General features: G+C 55.7%; 24 protein-coding genes. 21 read left to right on the top strand and 3 right to left on the bottom strand.

What is annotated here, in order from left to right:
- Positions 1-118 precede the first annotated feature (118 nt).
- The 4 genes from TH468_RS04910 (at position 119) to TH468_RS04895 (ending at position 4,973) form a co-directional block, all read left to right on the top strand.
- Positions 119-1,702, top strand: a complete 1,584-nt coding sequence (locus tag TH468_RS04910) for an ABC transporter ATP-binding protein (protein ID WP_085642492.1) — start codon at positions 119-121, stop codon at positions 1,700-1,702.
- A complete protein-coding gene (locus TH468_RS04905; protein WP_139834645.1) occupies positions 1,689-2,768 on the top strand; it encodes an ABC transporter permease in 1,080 nt (359 codons plus the stop codon). The genes TH468_RS04910 and TH468_RS04905 overlap by 14 nt, the downstream gene beginning before the upstream one ends.
- Positions 2,768-3,688 (top strand): ABC transporter permease, encoded by a 921-nt coding sequence (locus tag TH468_RS04900; RefSeq protein ID WP_062960630.1) that lies wholly within the window; start codon positions 2,768-2,770, stop codon positions 3,686-3,688. The genes TH468_RS04905 and TH468_RS04900 overlap by 1 nt, the downstream gene beginning before the upstream one ends.
- A 202-nt stretch (positions 3,689-3,890) precedes the next feature.
- On the top strand, positions 3,891-4,973 hold the full coding sequence (locus TH468_RS04895) for a BMP family ABC transporter substrate-binding protein (RefSeq protein WP_371268722.1): 1,083 nt from the start codon (positions 3,891-3,893) through the stop codon (positions 4,971-4,973).
- 69 nt (positions 4,974-5,042) lie between these two features.
- On the opposite strand, the gene TH468_RS04890 is transcribed toward TH468_RS04895, so the two are convergent.
- Positions 5,043-5,426 carry a hypothetical protein gene (locus TH468_RS04890; protein WP_085642491.1) on the bottom strand — a complete coding sequence of 128 codons (384 nt, stop codon included), beginning with the start codon at positions 5,424-5,426 and terminating at the stop codon, positions 5,043-5,045.
- 266 nt (positions 5,427-5,692) lie between these two features.
- On the opposite strand from TH468_RS04890, the gene TH468_RS04885 reads away from it, so the two are divergent.
- From TH468_RS04885 to TH468_RS04875, 3 genes are all read left to right on the top strand, one after another.
- A complete protein-coding gene (locus TH468_RS04885; protein ID WP_085642490.1) occupies positions 5,693-6,226 on the top strand; it encodes a PAS domain-containing protein in 534 nt (177 codons plus the stop codon).
- Between the two features lie 26 nt (positions 6,227-6,252).
- Positions 6,253-7,428, top strand: coding sequence for a methyl-accepting chemotaxis protein (locus TH468_RS04880; protein ID WP_085642489.1), 1,176 nt, complete (start codon positions 6,253-6,255; stop codon positions 7,426-7,428).
- Between the two features lie 75 nt (positions 7,429-7,503).
- Complete coding sequence (locus TH468_RS04875) at positions 7,504-8,541, top strand: histone deacetylase family protein (protein ID WP_085642488.1); 1,038 nt, start codon at positions 7,504-7,506, stop codon at positions 8,539-8,541.
- Between the two features lie 64 nt (positions 8,542-8,605).
- Here TH468_RS04875 and TH468_RS04870 read toward each other — a convergent pair whose 3' ends face one another.
- The gene (locus tag TH468_RS04870) at positions 8,606-9,520 is read right to left on the bottom strand and encodes a LysR family transcriptional regulator (protein ID WP_085642487.1); all 915 of its coding nucleotides are present in this window, start codon (positions 9,518-9,520) and stop codon (positions 8,606-8,608) included.
- Between the two features lie 250 nt (positions 9,521-9,770).
- Between TH468_RS04870 and TH468_RS04865 the strand changes: the two genes are divergently transcribed.
- On the top strand, positions 9,771-10,967 hold the full coding sequence (locus tag TH468_RS04865; protein WP_085642486.1) for a urate hydroxylase PuuD: 1,197 nt from the start codon (positions 9,771-9,773) through the stop codon (positions 10,965-10,967).
- A 96-nt stretch (positions 10,968-11,063) separates the two neighbouring features.
- Here the strand turns inward: TH468_RS04865 and TH468_RS04860 are convergent, their stop codons facing one another.
- A complete protein-coding gene (locus tag TH468_RS04860; RefSeq protein ID WP_085642485.1) occupies positions 11,064-12,047 on the bottom strand; it encodes an MBL fold metallo-hydrolase in 984 nt (327 codons plus the stop codon).
- 95 nt (positions 12,048-12,142) lie between these two features.
- On the opposite strand from TH468_RS04860, the gene TH468_RS04855 reads away from it, so the two are divergent.
- From TH468_RS04855 to ureG, 13 genes are all read left to right on the top strand, one after another.
- Complete coding sequence (locus tag TH468_RS04855) at positions 12,143-13,096, top strand: LysR family transcriptional regulator (RefSeq protein WP_139834644.1); 954 nt, start codon at positions 12,143-12,145, stop codon at positions 13,094-13,096.
- A gap of 354 nt (positions 13,097-13,450) precedes the next feature.
- Entirely contained in the window at positions 13,451-14,725 is a 1,275-nt protein-coding gene (gene urtA / locus TH468_RS04850) for an urea ABC transporter substrate-binding protein (protein ID WP_085642484.1), read from the top strand.
- Between the two features lie 116 nt (positions 14,726-14,841).
- Positions 14,842-16,536, top strand: coding sequence for an urea ABC transporter permease subunit UrtB (gene urtB / locus TH468_RS04845; protein WP_139834643.1), 1,695 nt, complete (start codon positions 14,842-14,844; stop codon positions 16,534-16,536).
- Between the two features lie 3 nt (positions 16,537-16,539).
- On the top strand, positions 16,540-17,727 hold the full coding sequence (urtC, locus tag TH468_RS04840; protein WP_085642483.1) for an urea ABC transporter permease subunit UrtC: 1,188 nt from the start codon (positions 16,540-16,542) through the stop codon (positions 17,725-17,727).
- Complete coding sequence (gene urtD, locus TH468_RS04835) at positions 17,724-18,515, top strand: urea ABC transporter ATP-binding protein UrtD (RefSeq protein WP_085642482.1); 792 nt, start codon at positions 17,724-17,726, stop codon at positions 18,513-18,515. Before urtC ends, urtD begins: the two co-directional genes overlap by 4 nt.
- Positions 18,516-18,517: 2 nt before the next feature.
- A complete protein-coding gene (urtE, locus tag TH468_RS04830) occupies positions 18,518-19,213 on the top strand; it encodes an urea ABC transporter ATP-binding subunit UrtE (RefSeq protein WP_085642481.1) in 696 nt (231 codons plus the stop codon).
- A gap of 222 nt (positions 19,214-19,435) precedes the next feature.
- Positions 19,436-20,311, top strand: coding sequence for an urease accessory protein UreD (locus TH468_RS04825; RefSeq protein ID WP_246832212.1), 876 nt, complete (start codon positions 19,436-19,438; stop codon positions 20,309-20,311).
- 9 nt (positions 20,312-20,320) lie between these two features.
- Entirely contained in the window at positions 20,321-20,623 is a 303-nt protein-coding gene (locus TH468_RS04820; protein WP_007088863.1) for an urease subunit gamma, read from the top strand.
- Between the two features lie 16 nt (positions 20,624-20,639).
- A complete protein-coding gene (locus TH468_RS04815; protein WP_007088864.1) occupies positions 20,640-20,951 on the top strand; it encodes an urease subunit beta in 312 nt (103 codons plus the stop codon).
- A gap of 2 nt (positions 20,952-20,953) precedes the next feature.
- Positions 20,954-22,663 (top strand): urease subunit alpha, encoded by a 1,710-nt coding sequence (gene ureC / locus TH468_RS04810; RefSeq protein ID WP_085642479.1) that lies wholly within the window; start codon positions 20,954-20,956, stop codon positions 22,661-22,663.
- Positions 22,664-22,674: 11 nt separating this feature from the next.
- Positions 22,675-23,295 carry an urease accessory protein UreE gene (locus TH468_RS04805; protein WP_085642478.1) on the top strand — a complete coding sequence of 207 codons (621 nt, stop codon included), beginning with the start codon at positions 22,675-22,677 and terminating at the stop codon, positions 23,293-23,295.
- Positions 23,285-24,010, top strand: coding sequence for an urease accessory protein UreF (locus tag TH468_RS04800; protein WP_085642477.1), 726 nt, complete (start codon positions 23,285-23,287; stop codon positions 24,008-24,010). Before TH468_RS04805 ends, TH468_RS04800 begins: the two co-directional genes overlap by 11 nt.
- Positions 24,007-24,522: urease accessory protein UreG (gene ureG, locus TH468_RS04795; RefSeq protein WP_085642476.1), on the top strand; the 516-nt coding region annotated here is incomplete at its 3' end. The genes TH468_RS04800 and ureG, both read left to right, overlap by 4 nt.

Below are 24,522 nucleotides of genomic sequence, written 5' to 3'. Positions count from 1 at the left end.
GTTTGATTAGCAAACCGTGAACGGGTAATACCTTCGGTGTGCGTGATCGGATCGCAATTTAGGGGTGGCAGCAGTGACGTCGACGACCGGGAATACCGGATCAGATACAGGCTTGGCTATGACAGGCGGGTCAAAACCAGCGCAGCTTGAAGTGCGCGGTGTGACCAAGGCCTTTCCGGGCTGTCTGGCAAATGACGATATCAGTTTCCGTATCGAACCTGGTGAAATCCATGCCCTTCTGGGGGAAAATGGTGCGGGTAAAAGTACGCTTGTAAAAATCATCTATGGTGTGCTGCAGGCAGATCTGGGCGAATTGCTGTGGGAGGGCAAGCCAGTCACGATCCATAGCCCGCATGACGCGCGCGAAATGGGTGTTGGTCTGGTGTTCCAGCATTTCTCGCTGTTCGAAACCATGACGGTTCTGGAAAACATCGCACTGGCGATGAATGACGTGCGCGATATGGCCGCCCTGCGTCAGCAGGTGATCGAGGTCGAAAAGACCTATGGCCTGCCGCTTGATCCTGATCGCCATGTTTACACACTTTCGGTTGGCGAACGGCAGCGGATCGAAATCGTCAGATGTCTTCTGCAAAATCCCAAACTGCTTATCCTAGACGAGCCCACATCGGTTTTAACCCCACAGGAAGTCGAAAAGCTGTTTGAAACATTGCGCCGTCTTGCCGATGAAGGTTGCGCGATCCTGTACATCAGCCACAAACTGCACGAGGTCAAAGCACTGTGTCAGAAGGCGACGGTATTGCGCGGTGGCAAGGTTGTCGGCGGCTGTGACCCGCGCGAGGAAACGGCGAAATCCATGGCCGAAATGATGATTGGCCAGAAACTGACAGCACCCGATCGTAGCGGTACCCGCAAATTCGGTGATGTGCGTCTTGATATTTCCGATCTCTCACTGATCAGCGACGAACAGTTTGGCACAGACCTTAAGGGGATTGGCCTTAAGGTGCGGGGCGGCGAAATCATGGGCGTTGCCGGTGTTGCCGGAAATGGCCAGAACGAGCTGTTTCAGGCACTGGCTGGCGAAACCGAGATTATCGTCGCGCCGGACTGCATCAAGATTGATGGCAATCCGGTTGCACATTTTGGTCCGCGCCGCCGTCGTCGGCTTGGCGCGGCTTTTGTGCCCGAGGAACGCAACGGGCATGGAGCGGTCCCTGACATGAATCTTGCGGAAAACGGGTTTTTGACCGCGTTCCGGCGCATGGCGCTGTCTGCACGTGGTTTGATCCGCGAAGTCCCAACCCGTACATTTGCCGACAAGATCATCAAGACGTTTGATGTACGCACCACCGGTGCCTCTGCCGAGGCTGGAAGCCTGTCGGGGGGGAACCTTCAGAAGTTTATCGTCGGGCGTGAAATCCTTCAGGATCCAGGCGTGCTGGTGATTTCCCAACCGACCTGGGGTGTGGATGCCGGTGCGGCAAGTGCCATCCATCAGGCATTGCTTGATCTGGCGGCGAAGGGCACGGCGGTTCTGGTGATTTCGCAGGATCTGGACGAAATTTTCGCCATCTGTGATCAGGTGGTGGTGATGGCCGAAGGCAAGATGTCCGCCCCGCGGGCGATGGCCGACGTCAGTGTCGAGGAAATCGGTTTGTTGATGGGGGGACTTCACGATCTGGACGGCGACGTAACCCTGAAGACGAAAGAGCTTATCGAAGGAGATCGCGTTGGTCAGGCTTGAACCCCGTCGCCAGCATAGTCAGGCGATGGTCTATCTGTCGCCGGTTCTGGCAATTCTCATGACGCTGATAGTCGGCGGGATCATCTTTTCCTTTATGGGCAAGAACCCGTTTGATGCGCTTTACACATTTTTCATCCTGCCGATCAACAACAGCTATGGCATTTCTGAACTGTTTGTGAAGGCAACCCCGCTTGTGATCATCGCAATCGGGCTGTCGATGGGGTTCCGCGCCAATGTCTGGAACATCGGTGCCGAGGGGCAATTGACCATGGGCGCCATATTCGGCGGTGGTCTTGCGCTTTATTTTTATGACAGTGAAAGCATGTTCCTCCTGCCCGCAATGTTTGTTCTTGGGGCAATCGGCGGGGCGTTCTGGGGGGCGATACCGGCGCTTTTGCGCACCCGATTTAATGCCAACGAAATCCTGACCAGCCTGATGCTGACCTATGTCGCAACGCTGTTTCTAAGCTTCCTTGTGCATGGTCCGTGGCGTAACCCCGAAGGATTCAACTTCCCTGAATCCCGTCCGTTCCCGGATGCAGGTCTGCTGCCGGTGATTTATGACGGCACGCGCGTTCACCTTGGAACCGCCTTTGCGGTGCTGGTGGTGATTGCCGGTTGGATTTTACTGTCAAAATCCGTAATCGGGTTCCAGCTGCGCGTGGTGGGCAAGGCCCCACAGGCTGCCCGCCATGTCGGTTTCCGTCAGAAGCGCATGGTCTGGTTTACCCTGTTGCTGGGCGGCGCACTTTCCGGTCTTGCCGGTTTGTTCGAGGTCGCCGGGCCGATTGGTCAGTTGCAGCCCGCCATATCTCCCGGTTACGGGTTTACGGCAATTATCGTTGCCTTCCTTGGGCGGTTGCATCCGCTGGGTGTCCTGTTTGGCGGGCTGATTATGGCGCTGACCTATCTGGGCGGGGAATTGGCCCAGATTACGCTGGGGCTGCCAAATGCGGTGACCGGCCTGTTTCAGGGGATTTTGCTGTTCTTCCTGCTGGCCTGTGATGTTTTGACCAAGTACCGGGTTCGTTTCGGAACCCCGGCAGCCAAAGGGGAGGCCGCATAATGGATTGGCTCATTCCACTGATCCTGACCGTGATTACGGCATCGACCCCGCTTCTGCTGGCATCGACCGGCGAACTGATTACCGAAAAATCCGGGGTGCTTAACCTTGGTGTCGAAGGCATGATGCTGGTCGGTGCGATTTCCGGGTTTGCGGTCACCGCATCAAGCGGCTCTGCCATTCTGGGCATTCTGGCGGCGATCATTGCCGGGATGCTGATGTCGCTGATCTTCGCCTTTCTGACCCTGACCCTGATGGCCAATCAGGTCGCAACGGGTCTGGCGCTGACCATTTTCGGGGTGGGTTTTTCAGCCCTTGTTGGTTCCGGCTTTGTCGGCTTTGCGATCGAACCGCTCCCGGGGTTGCATATCCCGGTTCTAACCGATATTCCGCTGGTTGGCGAAATCCTGTTTGGTCAGGATTTTCTGGTTTATCTGTCGATTGTGATGGTGATTGCGGTTGGGTTCTTCCTGTCGCGTACGCGTGGGGGGCTGATCCTCAAGGCGGTTGGTGATTCGCATCATTCCGCGCATGCCATTGGTTATTCCGTGATCAAAATCCGCTATATGGCGACCATGTTTGGTGGGGCAATGGCGGGGCTTGCCGGGGCGTATCTGTCACTGTCATATACGCCGATGTGGGCCGAAAACATGACAGCCGGGCGCGGCTGGATCGCGTTGGCGCTTGTCGTGTTTGCAACCTGGCGTCCGGGGCGTTTGTTGGCGGGGGCCTATATGTTCGGGCTTATTTCGGTATTGCAGCTTCATGCGCAAAGTGCAGGCGTGCATGTGCCGTCGCAATTCATGTCGATGCTGCCATATCTTGCGACCGTGATTGTGCTGGTGATCATTTCCAGTGATCGCGCAAAGATCAGACTGAATGCACCTGCCTGTATCGGGCAGGCGTTCCGGCCCGCACAATAGGGCTGGTGAAACGGGATCGGGGTGCGTCAAAGGATACCCCGACCCGGTGGGAGGAAGTGCGTATCGGACCAACACTCAATCAAACCGGTCTTGTGTCATGCGGCCGGTTTGGCTGAGTCTTGGTCTGGACAAGAACACGTCATTGATTGCGTAAACAATTGGGTTTAAATCCTGATTAGCTGATTAACAGGGAGACCAGATAATGAATGCAAACCTCGTGAAGCGCACGCTTGCCGCCGTTGTGGCAACCGGTGCACTTGCACTCGGCATGGGTGCAGCCCAGGCTGAAGACGTCAAAGCCGGCTTTGTTTATGTCGGCCCGATTGGTGACCACGGCTGGTCCTATCGTCACGACATCGGTCGTCAGGCGATCGAGGCGGCCCTTGGTGACAATGCCACCACCAGTTACGTCGAAAGCGTTCCGGAAGGTGCCGATGCTGAACGTGTGATCCGTCAGCTGGCTCAGACCGGCCATAACCTGATTTTCACCACCTCGTTCGGTTTCATGAACCCGACTGTCAAGGTCGCCAAGCAGTTCCCGAATGTGAAATTCGAACATGCAACCGGTTACAAACGTGATGCAAACGTTTCGACCTATGCCGCGCGTTTCTATGAAGGTCGTTATGTTGCAGGCGTAATCGCTGGTAAAATGACCAAATCGAACATTGTCGGCTATGTCGGTTCGTTCCCGATCCCGGAAGTTGTTCGTGGCATTAACGCCTTCATGCTTGGTGCATGGTCGGTTAACCCGGACGTTAAAGTCAAAATCGTCTGGGCAAACACCTGGTACGATCCGGGCAAAGAAGGCGACGCAGCCAAGGCCCTGATTGATCAGGGTGCTGACATCATGGTCCAGCACACAGATAGCCCGGCTCCGCTTCAGGTTGCCGAGAACCGCGGTGTTGTTGGTTTTGGTCAGGCATCCGACATGATCAAATTCGCCCCGAAGGCACAGTTGACCGCGATTGTTGACCATTGGGATGAATATTATGTCGCACGCGCCAAGGCTGTCATGGATGGTACTTGGGAATCAATCGACACATGGGGCGGTATTGATTCCGGTATGGTGGACATGGCACCTTACACCAACATGCCGGACGACGTAAAAGCACTGGCCGAAGAAACCGAAGCCAAGATCGCATCGGGTGAAATTCACCCGTTCGCAGGCCCGATCTATGATCAGGCTGGCGAATTGCGGATCAAGGAAGGCGAAGATGCAACCGACGAAATGCTTCTGGGCATGGACTGGTACATCAAAGGCATCGATGCCGAACTGCCGAAATAATCACGATCTGCAAGCCTCTTGAGGGCTGCACGACGAACAACCCCGCATCTGGTGCGGGGTTGTTTCGTTTCAGGATTTCTTGATGCTTGTTTCCGGATCCCCCGGGCGGATGCGTTTCGGGCTGTCGTCGATTTTTTCGTAGGCGATCATTTCCATTTTCGGGTGCAGCAAGGCATAAAGTGCAGCGCGCCAGAATTTCAGTTTGACCTTGTGCTCGCGCGTCTTGCCAGCCCATCGTTCACGGAAAAGCTCCATATCCTCCCGCCGGGAAAAATAGATCACCAGATCGACGATGGGGGCGGATTGGGTCGCGCGCGGCAGTTCGATATTGCGAATGCCCATGGTCCATCTGTCGCTGCGGATATTCTTGTCCAGCCAGTCAAGCACGCCCTGGGCGGAGCGCTTTTCATGGATCACCACGCGAAATGGAAAGTCCCGAAGATCTTTTGTCATGTTGCTTCCCTGCAGACACCCCCTGATCAGAAGATCAAAAGGATGACCGCCTGACAAGACATGATCGTTGGTCGATCCTACTATTGTATGTTGGGATTGTGGGGGCCAATTATATTTATCTAATTTTTATCATCATGCTTAGTCTATGTATCACATGGATATTTTACATTTATCATTCGCGGATATATCGTTACATGGTATCCGGGCATTCAAACTGCTGTGATCTAAAATAGCAGGTAATCGGACAGAAAATCGGGGAAAGAAACGTGAGCCAAACGCCAGTCAGGGCCAAACCAACGGGCAAGGAACGTCATTTCGAGCCGGAAGAACTGATCGTCAGCAAAACTGATCTTAAAGGCCGGATTACATATGCTAACGAGGTTTTCCTGCGTCTATCTGACTACCATGAAAAGGAAGTTCTCGGGCAGCCTCATTCGCTTATTCGTCATCCAGATATGCCGCGCTGTGTTTTCAAATTGTTGTGGGATGAAATCGCCGCCGGTCACGAGATTTTCGCCTATGTCGTCAACATGTCAAAGAACGGCGATCATTACTGGGTGTACGCCCATATTACGCCCAGTCTTGACGCGAATGGCAAAATCATCGCCTACCACTCGAACCGTCGGGTGGCGGATCCAAAGGTTCTTAAAGACACGATCATCCCGCTTTATGCGGAACTCCGCCAGATCGAAGAAAGCACCGCCAACCGCAAGGACGGCATGATCGCCGCGGAAAAAGCTCTGGCGCAAAAGCTTTCAGATGCCGGTCTGGCATACGACAAATTCATTCAAAGCCTTTAGGCTGTTTGCTAATTCGAGGTTTCAAAATGTCGCTATTTGGTGGTTCTAGCAAATCGGGGATCAAAAAGGCACTGAACGTTGTTCTGGCCGCGGCCGAAGGGGATTACGAAGCGCGCATTACCAATGTCGACAGTCATCCCGACATGCGCGAACTTTTCATCGCGATCAACAGACTGATCGACCGCAATGACGCCTTCCTGCGGGAAAGTGCGGCATCGATGGGGGCTGTTTCTGAAAACCGGTATTATCGTCGGATTGTCGAAACCGGGCTTGTCGGGGCCTATCTGACTTCGGCACAGAAAATCAATGCGGCGACCGCGTCGATTGAGCAAAAACTGACCGGTTTCAATACCATCGTTGAAGAATTCAAAAGTGGTTCATTCGAAGCCGTTGATCAGATTGCCGAGGCCGCGGGCGCGCTTTCAAGCGCATCGGGTGACGCCAATCGTATTGCGCATGAAACCAGTTCGCGTTCGACAAACGTTGCCGCCGCGGCCCGTCAAACGGCGGCCAATGTCGCTGGCGTGTCCGAGGCATCCGAAGAACTCAATCAGTCGATCCGCACTGTTGCCGATCAGGCCCGTGAATCGGTAGAAATTGCCAATCGTGCAAATGGCCTGGCACGGGAAACGGATGGGCGTATCGGCCAGCTCGAAGCAGCTGCAGGCGAAATTGTCGAAGTCGTCAGCTTTATCCGCGATATCGCGGCACAGACCAACCTTCTGGCTCTGAACGCGACCATTGAGGCCGCCCGTGCAGGCGAGGCGGGCAAGGGATTTGCCGTGGTTGCAAATGAGGTCAAGGGCCTTGCCAATCAGACCAGCAAGGCAACGGAATCGATCGAGGAAAAAGTACAGGACATCCAGAATGCGATCGGAGCTTCTGTCAATTCGATCCGCGAGATTGCATCTGTCATTGATGATCTGGCCATCCGTTCGGATCTGATTTCTAATAATGTTGAAACCCAGACGGCATTGTCATCAAACATCACCCGCAATGTCGAACAGGCGTCCAGCGGCGCACAGGAAGTGACCGACAATATCACGGTGGTTTCGGAAATGGCCGGTCAGACTGGCGAGGCTGCCGATACCACCCGCGATATGGCGGGCAAACTGGCGCGGGAGTCTGAAAATCTGCGCAAGCAGCTGGGCGGGTTCCTCGATACCATCGCCGAACTGCTTTACAGCACCGCGCGCAAATAGCTACCTGTTAAGAACTTTCTGCTACGATAAGGGGATAGATGCCCCTTATCGCCTTTGCCGGAAAGGAAGTCAGTCATGCGTGTGTTTTTTAATTCCCGCCACGATGCCCATGACGGGAATGGTGAAATGCACCATGGGCGTTTGATTCCATGCTTTGAAAATTCCCGCCGTATGGCAATTATCCGTGATGCGGTGGCCCACTCGGTGCAGGCGCAACTTGTTGATCCGGCCGATCACGGCATGGCACCGATTGCCTCAATTCATGATGCGGATTATCTGGCCTTTCTTGAAAACGCATGGGCGGACTGGAATGCGGCGGGCAACGACCACGACGCTTTTCCCTATGTCTGGCCAACAGCCGGATTTTCAGGCGGCAAACCCGCCCATATCAGCGCGCGTCTTGGACAATATGCCATTTCGTCCGACACCCCGATTACCAAGGGAACGTGGAAGGCGGCCTATTGGGGCGCGCAAACCGTGGTATCGGCGGCCGATGCTGTCTGGAACGATGGCGAGGCATCCTTTGCCCTGACCCGCCCGCCGGGACATCATGCGCATGCCAATCGTTATGGCGGATATTGCTTCCTCAATAACTCGGCCATTGCTGCCCAGCAGATGATTGCCAAGGGTGCTAGAAAGGTTGCGATACTTGATATCGATTACCATCATGGCAACGGAACGCAGGATATTTTCTATGACCGTGGTGATGTTCTGACTGTCTCGATCCATGCCGACCCGAAACACCAGTTTCCGTTCTTCATGGGCTATGAAAACGAAACCGGTCGTCTGGACGGGCACGGGGCGAACCTGAATATCGTGCTTCCCGGCGGATCGGATTTTGGGCCGTGGTCACAAGGTTTTTCAAAGGCCATTCAGAAAATCATCACATGGCAGCCCGAAGCCCTGGTGATCGCCCTTGGCGTTGACGCTCACGAAGCGGAAACGCTGTGCGATTTCAGACTGCAAACCGATGATTTCAAACGGATCGGACAAATGATCGGGCGATTGGGATTGAAAACCGTCTTTGTCATGGAAGGTGGTTATGCCCATGACGTCATCGGGTTTAATGTCGCGGCTGTTCTGGGTGGGTATCTGTCGGAAATCAAAAAGTAATACAAACAAGAGCCGCAAAACGCCTTGCATCTATTGGGGCGTTTTGTGGATATACGGATTTGTATTAGCTCTTGTCCCATGGCGGTGTCCCGCCAAACTCGCTTACCAGAAAATCGACAAAGGCCCGCACACGTGTTGGCAGGTAACGGTTTTCGGGATAAAGCGCGTAAACCGCATGGGCTGGCGGCGTGTAATCGGGCAGAACCACCTGAAGCTGGCCGTTGCGGATATATTCGCCGACTTCCCAGTAGGATTTAAGGGCGATGCCATGCCCGTCAAGGCACCAGCGGGTCAGCACTTCACCATTGTCTGAATCCATGGATCCCGAAACCGACAGGGTCACCGGGCCTTCTTCCTGTGAGCCGAGCAGGGTCCATTGATATTGACGTGATCCCGGAAATCGCAGCAACAGGCAGTTATGATGCAACAAGTCGCCCGGCGCCTTGGGAATGCCATGTCGTTTCAGATAGGCTGGGCTTGCCACCAGCGTGCGTTTGTTGGCCGCAAGCTTGCGCACGATCAGCGAGCTTTCCTTTAACTCGGCAATGCGAATGGCAAGATCGACCTTGTCCTGAAGCAGGTCAAGCAACCGGTCGGAAAGGTGCAGCCTGATCTGCACATCGGGGTTCTTCTCAACAAATTTCGGGATGATCGGTGCGACATATTTATTGCCAAACGCAATCGGGCAGGTCAGCGTTACTGGGCCGCGCGTGGTGTTTTTCTGGTTGGCGATGGCGTTTTCGGCTTCCTGCATTTCAGCGAGAATTCGCAGGCAGTGTCGGTAATAAACATCGCCCTCGGTCGTCAGATTGACCCGGCGTGTGGTGCGGTTCAAAAGCCGTACACCTAGCCGTTCTTCAAGGCGTGCAATCCGGTTTGAAACAACCGCCGCCGAATGGCGCAGCTCGCGCCCGGCGGCAGACAGGTTTCCAAGTTCGGCTACGCGGACAAAAATCTGGATGTCCTCAAAGTCGGACATGGTGCGGGTGCTCCTGATATGGCGTTCTTGTTTTTGCTTTTTCGAATTTCAAAGCACTGTGCCATTTTAAAAAATAACTTGAAAGTCATTTCGATTATGCATCTGCCCTTAATAATAGAGCACCCGGATATGCTATGTTAGGACTCTGATTGGAATAATTCCGGATCAATGTGGTCAGATGTGTCGCATAACCGGCAAGGGGACAGCAGGGCAGTATGAGAGATGCCCTGCAAGACGGAGGTTTCAACGGGTGGATATTCTGTTTCAGGACTGGATCAATCTGATCCTGCGCTGGGCGCATTTGATTACCGGTATCGCGTGGATCGGTTCATCCTTTTACTTCGTCTGGCTGGATCTGAGCTTGCGCAAACGTCCGGGCATGGATGAAGGCGTTTATGGCGAAGCTTGGATGGTCCATGGCGGCGGGTTTTACCATGTCAATAAATGGATGGTTGCGCCGAAATCCATGCCGCCAGAACTGCACTGGTTCAAGTATGAGGCTTATTTCACTTGGCTGACCGGTTTTGCGCTTCTGGTGACAATGTATTACTGGAGTGCCGAAAGCTATCTGATCGACCCGAATGTCATGCCGCTTGGCAAATGGGATGCGATCCTGATCGGGCTTGCCAGCCTGTTTGCCGGTTGGGTGATCTATGACATCATCTGCAAAAGTGCGATTGGTAAAAGTACCGGCAAGCTTGCGTTTGCATTGTTCATCCTGATCATGGCAGCGAGTTATCTGTTTACCCATGTCTTCAGCGGTCGCGGGGCGTTTATTCATGTCGGTGCGATGATTGGCACGATCATGGCCGCCAACGTGTTTCGCATCATCATTCCCAACCAGAAAAAGGTCGTCGCTAGCCTGATGGCGGGCGAAAAACCCGATCCGGCATTGGGATTGCAGGCCAAGCAGCGATCCACGCATAACAACTATCTGACTCTTCCGGTCTTGCTGATGATGATCAGCAACCATTATTCGATGCTGTTTTCCCATGATCAGTCGTGGCTGATTGTCGGCCTGATCCTGATCATTGGCGGGTTGGTGCGCCATTTCTTCAACACGCGTAATGCCGGGGGCCGCGGTAAGGCGATTGCATGGCAACTGCCATCGGCTGCGGTGGGCATGGCGATCTTGGCGATGTTTGCATCCTATGATCCCGATGCCGCCAAGCTGGCCGATCAGGAAATCATCACCGGCGATCATGCGCTGGCGATTGTTCAGACCCGCTGCACGGCCTGTCATTCTGCCAACCCGACCGATGAAGGCTTTGACGAGGCGCCGATGGGCGTAATGTTTGATGACATCGCGCAAGTCAAAGCCAATGCGCAGCGTGTTCTGGCCCAGTCCGTTATCGGGCGTGCCATGCCGCTTGGCAACATGACCGAAATGACGGACGAGGAACGGGTACAGCTGGGGCAGTGGATCCGTGCCGGGATGCCGGAATAGCTGGTTTTGTCGAAAAAGGAAATCAAAGGGCGGCCTGCGTGACGCAGGTCGCCCTTTTTTCGTCTGGCGTCTTAAGCGCGGGTTGGGGAAGTTGGATCAGACGTCAGCGCGATAGTTCATCGGCACCCAGTCAAACATCGTGCTGTCTTCGATGACATGCCCAATACCCGGGAAGGCGATATGGCACCCGGCAACCAGATATTTTTCTGATACGGCTTCGGCAAAGGCAGCCTCGCGGGTGGTTATGGCCTGATCTGGATCGACATCAAACGCAATCGAGACGCCCGGTTCGTCAAACTGGATGACATCGCCATGGGTGATGTCGCCCCAATAAACGAACTTTTCACCTTTGCTTTCAAACCAAAGTGCACTGTGGCCCGGTGTATGACCCGGACGATGCGTTGAATTGATCAGACCTGGAACGGGTGATGCATTGACCTCGTAAGTCGAAAGCGTACCACTTTCGCTATAAAGCTTTGTCGATAAGACGGCCTGATCAAAATATTGCTTGGCACTTTCCGGGGCCTTGTTGCGATTTTCCGTGCTTAGCCAGTATTCGGCATCAAGTTTCTGTACATGCACCGTGGCGTTGGGAAAGACTTTCTTGCCGTTAAACGTCAGTCCGCCAGTGTGGTCGGTATGAATGTGGGTAATCACCACATCATCGATTTGATCGGGGTGATAGCCCGACGCGATGATATTGGCCGGTAATTTGCCAAGGGCCGGTCCCAACAGGTCGCTGGTCCCGGCATCCAGCAGCACAAGACGATCGCCGAAGTTCATAAGATAGGCGTTCACGGATGTCGTTGTCGGCGTGCCCTGGAAAGCATTTGCAAGGGCCGTGCGTGCGTGTTCGGGGCTGGTATTCAGGTACAGATCGGCAAGCGGAAACTGCCCGGTGCCATCCGAAAGTGCGGTAACTTCTACGTCGCCCACCATCAGGCGGTAATATCCGGGGGCCTGAGTACCGACCAGTGGTGCCTTTGCGCTAGCGCGCAACGGTACAAAAACGGTGCTGGCCGTCGCCCCGATGGCAGCGGCAGCAAGCGAACCTTTAAGCATGTCTCTGCGTGACAGCATCAGAATATTCTCCCTCAATCAAATGCCGGGATTTAACCGGCGGCTTGTAACGCGATAGGGAAAGGCTATATTCCAATCAGTCAGTAATCAAATCGATGCGGGTCATGGATACTATTGATCATTTCAATTTAAGGTCATTTGACCTCAATCTCATGATTGCATTTGACGCAATGATGCAAGAGCTAAGTGTCACAAAATCTGCGGAAAAGTTGCGGATTGGGCAGTCCGCCATGAGCCACAATTTATCAACGCTCCGCATACTGTTGCAGGATGATCTTTTTGTCCGTGTCGGACAGAAAATGCAGCCAACCGCAAAGGCACGTGCATTGGCCGGGCCGGTTCGGGCCGCATTGACACAGGCACAAAGTGCTCTTCAGGCGACTGACAGTTTCGATCCGGACACGGCAGATCGCATTTTCCGGATCGGTATCACCGGCGAAATGGAAATGGTTCTGTTACCGGCATTGGTGCACCATTTGCAATCAACCGCACCCGGTGTGCGTCTGGTGAGTCGTTCGATTACTGTCGAGACGGTCGATCTGATGCTAAATGCCGGGGAAATCGATCTGGCAATCGGATGTAAGGAATCCCGCCAGATCGGCGAAGTGCTGTTTGAATCCAGTGTGGCCTGTTGCTTTAATCCCGATATTTGCAAACTGACACTGCCGTTATCTCGAGAGACATATCTGGGCGCGCGCCACGCGGTTCTGTCCCAGACGGGAAATGTCGAAGGCTGCGTTGGTGATGCTTTGCAGGCGATTGGCATTGATCTTGATGTCGTTCTGGCTGCGCCGGATTTCATGCCGTTGCTTGCCTCGGCCCGGAATGCCCCGATTGTCGCGACCGTGCCGCGCCGGATCGCAGTACAATATGCGCCGTTATTTGGTTTGGTGTTCTGTGAGATGCCCATTCCGCTGAATTTTCCGCCAGTGACCATGAACTGGCCGATCTGGGCGGATAAGGATGTCGGACTGGTCTGGCTGCGTAATCGGATCAGATCGGTGATCGGCGACATTTCAACCGATCTGCCTGCCATTGCGGCACAATGATTGACCCGTTTACTGCATATAAGCAACACCGCCGGCGAACCGGTGGGGCGGGATGCTTCGGCCTATGGGCATTGTGGTGCAATAACCGCAGAAAGGCGAAACTTCCGCCCCTCAGATAAGGGCTGTGAGGGTGTAGGTCAACGTGATTAAAAAATAATCAAATTTTAATTAATGATCGAAAAGTGATCATTGAAATCGCGTGTAGCGCAAATATTTTCCATTTTCTGCCTGTTAAATAGTTGGATATTGCGTTGAGTCACCGCGATTTCTGGCGCTGCAGCATAATATTCGGAATCTGGCACGATTTTAGCAAGCACCACTGCGGTGCAATAAACTCGCAGTGGAGGCAATAGAATGAATAAGAAGCTTCAGGCGCTTATGGGCGCTGGGGCCTTGGCTTGGTCGGCAATGACCATGTCAAATGCCCAGGCCGCTGATACGATTAAAGTCGGCGTTCTGCACTCTCTCTCTGGGACGATGGCTATTTCGGAAACCACGCTGAAGGATACGGTCCTGATGCTGGTGGATGATCTGAATAAAAATGGCGGCCTGTTGGGGAAACAGGTTGAGGCAGTTGTTGTCGATCCGGCTTCGGATTGGCCGCTTTTTGCCGAAAAAGCACGTGAGCTGATTGAAAAAGACAAGGTCGATGTCGTGTTCGGCTGCTGGACCTCGGTCTCGCGCAAGTCGGTACTGCCGGTCTTCGAAGAACTGAACAGCATGCTGTTCTATCCGGTTCAGTATGAAGGCGAGGAAAGCTCGCGCAACGTGTTCTATACCGGTGCCGCGCCGAACCAGCAGGCAATCCCGGCTGTTGACTACCTGATGAGCGAAGATGGCGGCGGTGCCGAGCGTATCGTTCTTCTGGGAACGGACTATGTCTATCCGCGCACGACCAACAAAATCCTGCGTTCCTATCTGAATGGCAAGGGTATCTCCGATGAAGACATCATGGAGAATTATACCCCGTTCGGTCATTCCGATTGGCAGTCTATTGTTGCCGATGTGAAGGCATTTGCATCCACCGGCAAGAAAACCGCCGTGGTTTCTACCATTAATGGTGATGCCAACGTGCCGTTCTACAAGGAACTCGCCAACCAGGGCATCAAAGCCGAAGACATTCCGGTTGTTGCCTTCTCGGTCGGTGAAGAAGAACTGGCTGGTATCGATACCGCGCCGCTGGTTGGTCATCTGGCTGCTTGGAACTACTTCCAGTCGGTTGAGTCCGATGCGAACTCGGCCTTCATCGAAAAATGGCATGCCTTTATCGGTGACGAGAAACGCGTAACCAACGATCCGATGGAAGCAACCTATATCGGCTTTAACATGTGGAAACAGGCTGTTGAACAGGCTGGTACCACCGATGTTGATGCCGTCCGTCAGGCCATGTATGGCCAGAAAGTTGCAAACCTGACCGGCGGTACCGCTGTCATGAACACCAACCATCACCTGTCCAAGCCGGTTCTGATCGGGGAAGTGCAGGACGATGGCCAGTTTGACATCGTTTGGGAAACCGAAGGCACCGTCGTTGGCGATGCATGGTCGGACTTCCTGCCCGAAAGCGCAAAGCTGACCGCCGACTGGACCTATCCGTGGGTCTGCGGCAACTGTGAAAAACCGATGTATTGATCGGGATTGGACAGGCTGGCTGTTGATACAGCCAGCCTGTTTTTCGTTGCCCTGATGATTGGGTAACCATTCTTTTTGTAATTTTCTGACATCCGATTTTCAAAGGCTTGGTGACCATGCGTACTGTCATGACCGCTGTCCTGTGCCGTTTCCGTGTCCGCGCGAACAACTCCGTGCCTGTCCTGTTTGCCCTGGCCGCAATTTTTGCGGTGATGGTGCTGGCATCGCCGCGATCGGCACACGCATTTAGCGACGAAGAACTGCGCAATGTAACGGAACAGCTCAACCATAAAAGTTCGACCAAAAAGGTTGAAGCAATCGAGGCCATGGCCGCCGATGGCGACCCCCGCGTCGCGCCGATCCTGAACGCGATGCTTGAAGGCAACCTGTTTGTCCGCGCCAGCGATGAGCACGTCGTGATTGGCGAGAAAAAGGGTAAGGTCTGGAACCATATCGACGTCGTCAGCGGCGAGGTTGTGGGTGAGAGCGGTTCCAAGGAACTCGACAAGATCAAGATCAACAACCGTCTGCGTGGCGCGCTGCGCGATGCGTTGGCCGCCCTTAACCTGTTTAGTCAGGATATCGGCATCCGTACTGCCGCCGTCGAGCAGGTCATGGACGCCCGCGATCCGTCGATGTTGCCATTGCTGATCCGCGCGATCGAGCGTGAGGAAGATGCGACGCTTCTGGCGCGGATGGAACTTGCACGGGCGACCATGGCGCTGGCGGCCGGTGAAACCACCGAGGAGCGTCTGACCGCCATCGAAGTGCTGGCCAGCGAAACCACACCGCAAATCCGTGCGGTATTGTCGCAATTCGTTGCCAGTGCCGAAGCCGAAGGTTACCAGCCCGAAGTTGTTGCTGCGGCCAAAGATGCGCTTGCCGAGGTCGAGGGTCGGCTTTCGATGTGGCAGACGCTGGGGGATGTATATCGCGGCATCAGTCTTGGATCCGTGCTGTTGCTTGCCGCGGTTGGCCTTGCCATCACCTTTGGCGTGATGGGCGTGATCAATATGGCGCACGGCGAAATGATAATGATCGGTGCCTATACCACCTTTGTCGTGCAGCAGATTTTTTCATCTGTCATTCCGTCGGGGTCGCCATGGTCTTTGGTGATTGCGGTGCCTGCGGCATTCGTTGTTGCCGGTCTGGTCGGCATCGTGATCGAACGCTGCGTGATCCGGTTCCTGTATGGTCGTCCACTTGAAACGCTTCTGGCGACTTGGGGTGTCAGCCTTGTCTTGCAGCAGGCGATCCGAAGCCTGTTTGGCGCAACCAACCAGCAGGTTACCGCCCCTGATTTCATGAGTGGCGCGCTTGAGCTTTCAAGCGGTCTGGTGCTGACCTACAACCGGCTGTGGATCATCCTGTTCAGTCTGATTGTGGTGGGTGGGATTGCGATAGTGCTGCGCTATACCGCCTTTGGCCTTCAGATGCGCGCCGTCACCCAGAACCGCCGCATGGCCGGATCGGTCGGCATTCGCACCGGGTATGTCGATGCCCTGACTTTCGGGCTTGGTTCCGGGATTGCCGGGATTGCCGGTGTCGCACTCAGCCAGATTTCAAACGTAAGCCCAAATCTTGGCCAAGCCTACATCATCGACAGTTTCATGGTCGTGGTGTTTGGCGGGGTTGGCAACCTTTGGGGCACGGTCCTTGGTGCATTCAGCCTTGGCATCGTGAACAAGTTTCTTGAACCGGTGGCCGGTGCGGTGCTGGCGAAAATCTTTGTTCTGATTGCGCTGATCCTGTTCATTCAGAAACGACCAAAGGGGCTGTTTGCCCTTAAGGGTCGCGCGGTGGAGGCCTGATACATGACCGACTATCGCACGAAATACCAAATGACGCCGGTGATCGGGTGGCTGTTGCGTGATCGCGGCGGGATGATCCTGCTTGCGATCCTGATTGCGGCCTCCATCCTGATCCCGGTCGGCAATCTGCTCGTGCCCGAAGGATCGGCCTTTCATGTTCCGACATGGATGATGAGCCTGCTTGGCAAGTACCTTTGCTATGCGTTGCTGGCGCTTTCGGTCGATCTTATCTGGGGGTTCTGCGGGATTCTAAGCCTTGGTCACGGGGCGTTCTTTGCGCTTGGCGGTTATGCCATGGGCATGTATCTGATGCGCCAGATCGGGGACCGCGGGGTTTATGGCAACCCGGAACTGCCAGACTTCATGGTGTTCCTGAACTGGACCGAATTGCCGTGGTACTGGTACGGCTTTGACATGTTCTGGTTTGCCATTGTGATGGCGATGTTCGTGCCGGGGCTTCTGGCCCTTGTGTTTGGCTTCCTTGCCTTCCGGTCCCGGGTGACGGGGGTGTATCTTTCGATCATCACGCAGGCGATGACCTATGCGCTGTTGCTGGCATTCTTCCGCAACGATATGGGATTTGGCGGCAATAACGGCCTGACCGATTTCAAGGATCTGCTTGGTTTCTCGTTGCAGGCCGATGGAACGCGGGCGGCCCTGTTCATTGCATCCTGTGTGATGCTGGGCATCTGTTATGTCGTGGCGCGCTGCATTACCAATTCGCGTCTGGGCAAGGTTCTGATTGCGATCCGCGATGCCGAGGCGCGTGTGCGGTTTACCGGTTACCGGGTCGAATATTACAAGCTGTTCGTCTTTACCGTATCGGCCGTGATGGCCGGGATTGCCGGATCGCTTTATGTGCCGCAGGTCGGCATCATCAATCCGGGTGAATTTGCCCCGGCCCTGTCGATTGAAATCGTCATCTGGGTGGCGGTTGGCGGGCGTGGCACGCTGTATGGTGCGGTGCTGGGAGCGTTCATTGTGAACTATGCCAAGACCTTCTTTACCGGTGTGATGCCTGATTTCTGGCTGTTCTTCCTTGGCGGGTTGTTCATTGCCGTGACCCTGTTCCTGCCAAAGGGCGTGATTGGTGCGGTGCCGGCATTTGGGGCACCCGACCGGCAATCGGCGTTTAGCACCCTGCGCAAGCGTTTCCTGAACGGGCGTGCAAACGAAGGAGGCAAGGCATGAGCGAGGCAGCCGCAATCGAGATTGAAAAGGCCGAACGCAAGGCCGCCAAAGCCAATACCATCCTTTATGTCGATGGGGTTTCCGTCACTTTTGACGGGTTCCGGGCGCTCAATAGCCTGTCCTTTTATGTCGAGCCGGGCGAACTTCGCGCGATTATTGGGCCGAACGGCGCGGGCAAGACGACGATGATGGACATCATCACCGGTAAAACCCGGCCCGATACCGGCGATGTGATGTTCCGAAGCGAAGTCGATCTGACGAAGCTTGATGAGGCCGAGATCGCGAACCTTGGCATCGGGCGCAAGTTCCAGAAACCGACCGTGTTTGAAAGCCATACGGTGTTTGACAATCTGCTGCTGGCCTGTTCGGGCGGGCGCGGCGTGTTTCAGGCGCTTTTCCATCGTTTGGGCAATGCTGAGAAGCTTCGCATTGAGCAGACGCTTGAAACCATCATGCTGACCGACAAGCGGGGCGAGACGGCAGCCAACCTGTCGCACGGGCAAAAACAGTGGCTTGAGATTGGCATGCTGCTGATGCAGGAGCCGGAATTGCTTCTGGTGGATGAACCGGTCGCGGGCATGACGGATTCCGAAACCGAGCAGACCGCGAAATTGCTGCGATCCATTGCAACGGATCGGTCGGTTGTGGTGGTCGAACATGACATGGAATTTGTTCGCGACCTTGATTGCAAGGTGACGGTCCTGCACGAAGGGTCGGTTCTGGCCGAAGGCCGCCTTGACCATGTTCAGAAAGACCCGCGGGTCATCGAAGTATATTTGGGGCGCTGATCATGCTGGATGTAGCCAATATCGATCTGTTTTATGGCGCGTCGCATGCGCTTCGCAAGGTGTCGCTTAGTGCGGAAACCGGCAAGGTCACGGCGGTTCTGGGGCGTAACGGCGTGGGGAAAACATCGCTGATGCGCGCCGTTGTCGGGCAACATCCGATTGCCGATGGCGACATCACGTGGGAAGGCAAAAACATTTCGCGTGATCCGGCGTGGAAACGATCAGCCTCGGGGATCGCGATTGTCCCCCAGGGGCGCGAGATTTTCCCGCTTCTGACCGTGAAGGAAAACCTTGAAACCGGGTTTGCCGCCCTTCCGCGCGCCCTTCGTCATATTCCCGACGAAATTTTTGAACTGTTCCCGGTCCTGCGCGACATGCTGGGCCGTCGTGGTGGCGATCTTTCGGGCGGGCAGCAGCAGCAGCTTGCCATTGGACGGGCGTTGGTCACACGTCCGCGGCTTCTTGTGCTTGACGAGCCGACGGAAGGCATTCAGCCATCAATCATCAAGGATATCCAGCGCGTCATCAAACAGTTGGCGGATCGTGGCGATATGGCGATCCTTCTGGTCGAACAGTATTTTGATTTCGCCCATGAACTGGCCGACGAGATCGTCGTGCTGGAACGTGGCGAGGTGGTGCTGGCGGGGTCCAAGGATGCGTTGGATCGCGAAAAGGTGCGGTCGTATCTGACTGTTTGATCAGCATTTGCCAAAATTTTGCGCATGGGTGAATTGGGGCCGGTGCGGTAAATGGCGCGATTGCGGGCTGTGCGGTTTGGCCCGCATCTTGCTGTGTTTGCCGATGGGCCAGCCGGTCTGACCGCGGGTTAACCGGTTGTGCGACTGAAATATTCAGGTGGCTTTGTGCAGCTTCGCAAACTCGAAAACCCGGTCCGCAGCGATTTGAAGGCGGAACCGCAAATGTCAGACGCTTCCAACCCGATCGTCACCGACGGCCGGGCCGAGGTCGCGTTCAAGCCGGGCCCTGAGTCTGCGGATAAACCGGGTTTTGCGGCCCTTGATCATCTTTATTACCGCGATCCGATGAAAATCCTGTTCCCGCGTCCGATGGCCGGGGATCTGGTGACTGCCGTTCTGGTGACGACATCGGGTGGCATGGTGGGTGGCGATCATCTGGCATTTGAAGGCCGGGTCAAGGCAGGGGCATCCGCCCTGTTTACCGCTCAGGCCGCAGAAAAGATTTACCGTTCCGCCGGGCCGGATTGCGTGATGTCGGTTGAGCTGGCGGCCGAAGATAACGGCTGGCTGGAATGGTTGCCCCATGAAACCATCCTGTTTGATCAGGCGCGTCTGCGCCGCAAGACGAAGGTTTCCGTTGCCGGTTCCGGGCAGGTGATGGCCGGTGAAATCATGGTGTTTGGCCGCCTTGCGCGCGGCGAGGTTTTCACAACCGGTCTGGCACGCGATGCGTGGGATGTGTCGATTGACGGGCGGCCTGTCTGGCGCGATGCGCTGCATCTGGAAGGCGATGTTTTGCGCATGCTGGATCATCCCGCAGCCTTTGATGGGGCGCGGGCGGCGGCGACCGCCATTCTGGTCGGGCAGGGTGCCGAAGAAAAACTTGATATTGCACGCGATTGTCTGGCGCGCGCATCCGAGGGTTTGATGGATAGGGATGTGCTGTGCGCGGCAACCGCGATGAAGGGGGTTGTGATCACGCGTTTCATGGCGCGCGATCCGATGAAATTGCGCCGGGTTTACGGCGCGTGGTGGAAACAGTTCCGCCATGAAACACGGGGACTTCCGGCGCGCCTGCCGCGTCTTTGGGAAATTTAGGAGAACGGCATGAATCTGACGCCACGCGAAAAGGACAAATTGCTGGTTTCAATGGCCGCCATGGTGGCGCGACGCCGCCTTGAACGCGGTGTGAAACTGAACCATCCCGAAGCCATCGCCCTGATCACGGATTTTGTGGTCGAAGGCGCGCGCGATGGCAAATCGGTTGCCGATCTGATGCGTGACGGCGCGACCGTGATCACGCGCGACCAGGTGATGGATGGCATTGCCGAAATGATCCATGAAATTCAGGTCGAAGCGACATTTCCCGACGGGACCAAGCTTGTGACCGTTCACGAACCGATCCGCTAGGCAAAGGAAACAGGCCATGATTCCAGGTGAAATCATTACCAAAGAAGGCAGCCTGATCCTTAATCAGGATCGCGAAACCAAAACACTGACCGTCGCCAATACCGGGGATCGCCCGGTGCAGGTCGGATCCCACTATCATTTTTATGAAACCAATCCGGGCCTTGATTTTGATCGCGAGGCTGCACGTGGTTTCCGTCTTGATATCCCGGCCGGAACGGCTGTGCGGTTTGAACCGGGCCAGACGCGCGAGGTCAATCTGGTGAAATATGCCGGGTCGGGTGTGGTCTATGGCTTTAACGCCAAAATCAACGGCAAGCTGGGAGCGTAAAAATGGCTTATGAAATTGATCGCGCATCCTATGCCGCCATGTTTGGCCCGACCGTCGGCGACAAGGTTCGACTGGCTGATACCGAGCTTCTGATCGAGGTCGAACAGGATTTCACGATCCTTGGCGAGGAAGTCAAATTCGGTGGCGGCAAGGTCATTCGCGACGGTATGGGCCAGTCGCAGGCATCGCGCGACGAAGGATCGGTCGATACCGTGATCACCAACGCGCTGATCCTTGATTATACCGGCATCATCAAGGCCGATATTGGCATTCGCGATGGCCGAATTGCCGGGATCGGCAAGGCCGGGAACCCCGATGTGCAGCCCGGTGTCGACATCATCATCGGTCCGGGGACCGAGGTGATTGCCGGTGAGGGCAACATCATCACCGCAGGCGGTATTGACGCCCACATCCACTGGATTTGTCCGCAACAGGTCGAAGATGCGCTGTATTCCGGCGTAACCACGATGCTGGGCGGCGGGACCGGCCCGGCAGCGGGTACCAACGCCACCACCTGTACGCCCGGCCCGTGGCACATTGCCCGCATGTTGCAGGCAGCCGACGGATTGCCGATGAATATCGGTTTCTTTGGCAAGGGCAACGCGACCCTGCCGGGGTCATTGATCGAACAGGTCAAAGCCGGTGTTTGCGGGCTTAAATTGCATGAAGACTGGGGCACGACCCCGGCGTCGATTGATACCTGCCTGTCGGTGGCCGATGACCTTGACGTGCAGGTGATGATCCATACCGATACGCTGAATGAAAGCGGCTTTGTCGAACATACCCGTGCATCGTTCAAGGGCCGCACCATTCATACCTTCCACACCGAAGGGGCCGGTGGCGGCCATGCGCCCGATATCATCAAGCTGTGTGGGGAAGCGAACGTTCTGCCAAGTTCGACCAACCCGACACGTCCCTTTACGGTGAACACCATCGACGAGCATCTTGATATGCTGATGGTGTGCCATCACCTTGATCCGAAAATTCCCGAAGACGTCGCCTTTGCCGAAAGCCGCATCCGCCGCGAAACCATTGCGGCCGAGGATATCCTGCATGACCTTGGCGCGTTTTCGATCATTTCGTCGGACAGTCAGGCCATGGGCCGCGTGGGCGAGGTCATTTCGCGCACCTGGCAGACGGCGGACAAGATGAAAAAGCAGCGCGGCAACCTGTCGGAAGACGGGCCGGGGAATGATAATTTCCGTGCCAAGCGTTATGTCGCGAAATACACCATCAACCCGGCAATCGCACAGGGCATTGCATCCCATGTCGGATCGATCGAGGTCGGCAAGATTGCCGATATCGTGGTCTGGAAACCTATGTTCTTTGGCGTCAAACCCGACATGATCATCAAGGCGGGCATGATCATCGGGGCGGCGATGGGGGATCCGAATGCCTCGATCCCGACACCGCAGCCGGTTCATTATCGTCCGATGTTTGGCGCCTATGGTTCGGCATTGTCGAAATCGAGCTTCTCGTTCGTGTCCCAGGCCGGGATCGATGCCGGAATTGCCGCCGAGTTTGGTTTGGCAAAGCAGCTTCTGGCGGTTTCGAACACGCGCAATATCGGCAAAAAGGACATGAAACTGAACGATGCCCTGCCGAAAATGGAAGTCGATCCGGAAACCTATCAGGTGCGTGCCGATGGCGAACTTCTGACCTGTCAGCCGGTCGACCGTGTGCCGATGGCACAGCGTTATTTCCTGTTCTAGGAGCCCGGATCATGCGTCGCGCGATTGAACATATCCCGGTCAGCCAGTCCGACACTTCCGAGGTGCGCGGTACGGTAACACTTGCCTTTGCCGACCGTCACCGGCGGCGCATCCGGCTGATGGATGATGCCGGGGATGCGTTCCTGCTTGATCTGCCCCATGCGGTGCGGTTGGGCGATGGTGACCGGTTGCGTCTGGTTGATGGCGGGGTGATTGTGGTACGCGCGGTAGCCGAGGACGTCCTGACCATCACCTGTTCCGGCCCGATTGCGACGGCCAAAATGGCATGGCATATCGGCAACCGTCATACCCCGCTTCAGGTCCTGAAAGACGGGCGGCTTCGCATCATTGATGATCATGTCATGCGCGACATGGTTCAGGGGCTGGGTGGTGTTGTTTTTGCCGAAGTCGCCCCGTTCGATCCGCTAAACGGGGCCTATCACGGGCTGGGTGGCGATGGCGGTCATGGTCACGGCCACGGCAATGATCATTTCGAAGACCCGCATGATCATGACGATCACAATCATGACCACCGGCATGATCACGGCCATGACCATAGCCATGCGCATTCTCACGGGGATTCCCATTCTCATGCGCACGCCCATGCAATCGGGGAGCCGCATGACCACTGAACTTGATCCCCGTTCCCCCGCCAATCTGACGCCGGGTGGCCTGATGCGGTTGATGACATGGCTTAGCCCGTCATTCCCGGTCGGTGCCTATACCTATTCCCACGGTGTTGAATACGCGGTCGAGGATCGCCGGGTTATAAGTGCCGAAAGCCTGACAATCTGGATCGAAGGGGTTCTGGAATTCGGTGCGGGGCGGATTGATGCGGTGCTGTTTTGTGCCGCATGGCGCGCGGCACGTGCGGGGGATCTGGACGCGCTATTTGATATCGGGGTTGATGCCGATTGCTGGCGCGGGACGGCTGAAATGGCGTTGGAGGCAACCGCACAGGGGCGTGCCTTTGTCTCGACCGCGCAAAAGGTCTGGGGCGATGGCATTTTGACCCTTTGGGCCAAGCGAATGCGCGATGATGATCGTCTGCCATCCTATCCGGTTGCGGTTGGTATTGCCGCGGCCGAGGCGGATGTGCCGTTGCGTGATGCGCTGAGCGCGTTTTTGCACGCGATGGCGGCCAATCTGGTATCGAGTGCGGTGCGTCTGGTGCCGTTGGGGCAGACCGATGGCGTGCGGACCCTGGCGTCCCTTGACAAGGCGGTGGCGATGGCGACCGAAACCGCGATGAATACCGATCCGGTCAATCTGGGGGCGGCTGCCCCGATGGTTGACTGGACGTCGATGAAACACGAAACCCAATATACGAGGCTTTTCAGATCATGAGCTCACCCCTTCGCATTGGTATCGGTGGCCCGGTTGGTTCGGGCAAAACCGCCCTTCTGGAACGGCTGTGCAAGGCCATGCGCGACGAGTTCAATATCGCCGCGATCACCAACGATATTTACACCCGCGAGGATGCCGAATTCATGACCCGGTCGGGGGCATTGGCCGCGGACCGGATTGCCGGTGTTGAAACGGGTGGCTGCCCGCACACCGCCATTCGCGAAGACGCATCGATCAACCTTGCCGCGGTCGAGGATATGAGCGCCAAACATCCGGGGCTTGAAGCGATCTTTATTGAATCGGGTGGTGATAACCTGTCGGCGACATTTTCGCCGGAACTGGCCGATATCACCATCTATGTCATCGATGTTTCGGCGGGCGACAAAATCCCGCGCAAAGGGGGGCCTGGCATTACGCGGTCCGATCTGCTGGTGATCAACAAAACCGATCTGGCACCGCTTGTCGGGGCTGATCTGGGGGTGATGGACCGGGATGCCAAAAAAATGCGCGGC

The organism is Thalassospira sp. MCCC 1A03138 (assembly GCF_002115785.1).
GTDB lineage: Bacteria > Pseudomonadota > Alphaproteobacteria > Rhodospirillales > Thalassospiraceae > Thalassospira.
Note: the sequence above shows the minus strand (reverse complement) of the source record. Positions and strands in the feature narration are given on the sequence as shown.

What these genes read in the sequence shown, in the direction of transcription:
- TH468_RS04910 (WP_085642492.1), top strand. Translation starts at nt 119, where the DNA reads ATGACAGGCGGGTCAAAACCAGCGCAGCTTGAAGTGCGCGGTGTGACC.
- TH468_RS04900 (WP_062960630.1), top strand. Translation starts at nt 2,768, where the DNA reads ATGGATTGGCTCATTCCACTGATCCTGACCGTGATTACGGCATCGACC.
- TH468_RS04895 (WP_371268722.1), top strand. Translation starts at nt 3,891, where the DNA reads ATGAATGCAAACCTCGTGAAGCGCACGCTTGCCGCCGTTGTGGCAACC.
- TH468_RS04890 (WP_085642491.1), bottom strand. Translation starts at nt 5,426, where the DNA reads ATGACAAAAGATCTTCGGGACTTTCCATTTCGCGTGGTGATCCATGAA.
- TH468_RS04880 (WP_085642489.1), top strand. Translation starts at nt 6,253, where the DNA reads ATGTCGCTATTTGGTGGTTCTAGCAAATCGGGGATCAAAAAGGCACTG.
- TH468_RS04875 (WP_085642488.1), top strand. Translation starts at nt 7,504, where the DNA reads ATGCGTGTGTTTTTTAATTCCCGCCACGATGCCCATGACGGGAATGGT.
- TH468_RS04870 (WP_085642487.1), bottom strand. Translation starts at nt 9,520, where the DNA reads ATGTCCGACTTTGAGGACATCCAGATTTTTGTCCGCGTAGCCGAACTT.
- TH468_RS04860 (WP_085642485.1), bottom strand. Translation starts at nt 12,047, where the DNA reads ATGCTGTCACGCAGAGACATGCTTAAAGGTTCGCTTGCTGCCGCTGCC.
- TH468_RS04855 (WP_139834644.1), top strand. Translation starts at nt 12,143, where the DNA reads ATGCGGGTCATGGATACTATTGATCATTTCAATTTAAGGTCATTTGAC.
- urtA (WP_085642484.1), top strand. Translation starts at nt 13,451, where the DNA reads ATGAATAAGAAGCTTCAGGCGCTTATGGGCGCTGGGGCCTTGGCTTGG.
- urtB (WP_139834643.1), top strand. Translation starts at nt 14,842, where the DNA reads ATGCGTACTGTCATGACCGCTGTCCTGTGCCGTTTCCGTGTCCGCGCG.
- urtC (WP_085642483.1), top strand. Translation starts at nt 16,540, where the DNA reads ATGACCGACTATCGCACGAAATACCAAATGACGCCGGTGATCGGGTGG.
- urtD (WP_085642482.1), top strand. Translation starts at nt 17,724, where the DNA reads ATGAGCGAGGCAGCCGCAATCGAGATTGAAAAGGCCGAACGCAAGGCC.
- urtE (WP_085642481.1), top strand. Translation starts at nt 18,518, where the DNA reads ATGCTGGATGTAGCCAATATCGATCTGTTTTATGGCGCGTCGCATGCG.
- TH468_RS04825 (WP_246832212.1), top strand. Translation starts at nt 19,436, where the DNA reads ATGTCAGACGCTTCCAACCCGATCGTCACCGACGGCCGGGCCGAGGTC.
- TH468_RS04820 (WP_007088863.1), top strand. Translation starts at nt 20,321, where the DNA reads ATGAATCTGACGCCACGCGAAAAGGACAAATTGCTGGTTTCAATGGCC.
- TH468_RS04815 (WP_007088864.1), top strand. Translation starts at nt 20,640, where the DNA reads ATGATTCCAGGTGAAATCATTACCAAAGAAGGCAGCCTGATCCTTAAT.
- ureC (WP_085642479.1), top strand. Translation starts at nt 20,954, where the DNA reads ATGGCTTATGAAATTGATCGCGCATCCTATGCCGCCATGTTTGGCCCG.
- TH468_RS04805 (WP_085642478.1), top strand. Translation starts at nt 22,675, where the DNA reads ATGCGTCGCGCGATTGAACATATCCCGGTCAGCCAGTCCGACACTTCC.
- TH468_RS04800 (WP_085642477.1), top strand. Translation starts at nt 23,285, where the DNA reads ATGACCACTGAACTTGATCCCCGTTCCCCCGCCAATCTGACGCCGGGT.